Here is a 1279-nt window from a genome sequence, read left to right on the forward strand (position 1 = left end):
CTGTTGACACCTGCGTTGGTTGTCCCATCGCCATTGTACGTCAGCGTGATCTGCAGCGTCCGGTCCGGCGACGTCTGCGGCGTCTTCTCATCGACGAAGAAGCGCAGGTGGTTGATGATCGCCTTGATGTCGGCCTCGCTGAACACCTGCCCTGTGGCAGCCTCTATCACAAAGGTCGTTCCATTCTCACCGCTCTCAGTCCCGAGCTTGCTCTGAACCGCGCTCGGAAGATCGGGGTTGCGAAGCTGGAGACCATCACCGGGAAGCGCTCCGGCAATCGTGAAGCTGATCTTCGTCCAGCCGGTCGAGTCCACATCCGAAAGCGTCAGGCCATCATCAACCGACATGAACGGCTTCTGAGCATTCGAGCCCGGCAGAACATTGTTGGACCCATCAATCTCCGTGTACGCAACTGACGTGACCGTCCCGGAGATCACCGTCGCATCGTTCACAGGCGAGACGTTGATCGTTGCCGTGCGAACCTGGCTGAGTTTCGCAGCCATGCCCTGGTCACCCTGATCGCTGATCTGGAACGAAAGCGTGTCCTGGCCGAAGAAGTTGGTGTTCGGCTGATAGGAAACGTTTGCTGCACCACCACCGTTGATGAAGCTGTTCAGGTTGGCGACAGAGCCCTGCACGACGATCGCGCCAGTGCCATTGCCGCTGACGACCGTCAGGCCGGAACCATCGGTGAAGGTCAGTGTACCGTGGGCAACGCTCAGCGTCATCTGGGCTGGTGTGCCACCCACATCGTTGGTGTCATCGTCCTGATCGACGAAGTTATAAGGGTTCTGCGAACCGCCGAACGTCGTGCGCATCAGGCTCGTCAGATCCGCAATACCCGTATCTTCGGCTGTCGCCACAGACACAGCGTTGCTGCGGTTGTCGTTTGGCGTGTCGTTCACGCCAGTGACGGCAATCGTCACCTCGAACGTGTTGCTGTTGACACCTGCGTTGGTTGTCCCATCGCCATTGTCCGTCAGCGTGATCTGCAGCGTCCGGTCCGGCGACGTCTGCGGCGTCTTCTCATCGACGAAGAAGCGCAGGTGGTTGATGATCGCCTTGATGTCGGCCTCGCTGAACACCTGCCCTGTGGCAGCCTCTATCACAAAGGTCGTTCCATTCTCACCGCTCTCAGTCCCGAGCTTGCTCTGAACCGCGCTCGGAAGATCGGGGTTGCGAAGCTGGAGACCATCACCGGGAAGCGCTCCGGCAATCGTGAAGCTGATCTTCGTCCAGCCGGTCGAGTCCACATCCGAAAGCGTCAGGCCATCATCAA

The 1279-nt window shown here is 59.1% G+C and carries 1 protein-coding gene; it reads right to left on the reverse strand.

Features of this window, described 5'->3' with window-relative positions; all coding sequences use genetic code 11:
- Nucleotides 1-1279, reverse strand: a 1279-nt coding sequence (locus QWE_RS24225) for a hypothetical protein (protein ID WP_006728818.1), incomplete at both ends; no start/stop codon positions are given.

Source organism: Agrobacterium albertimagni AOL15 (assembly GCF_000300855.1).
GTDB classification, from domain to species: Bacteria; Pseudomonadota; Alphaproteobacteria; order Rhizobiales; family Rhizobiaceae; genus Allorhizobium; species Allorhizobium albertimagni.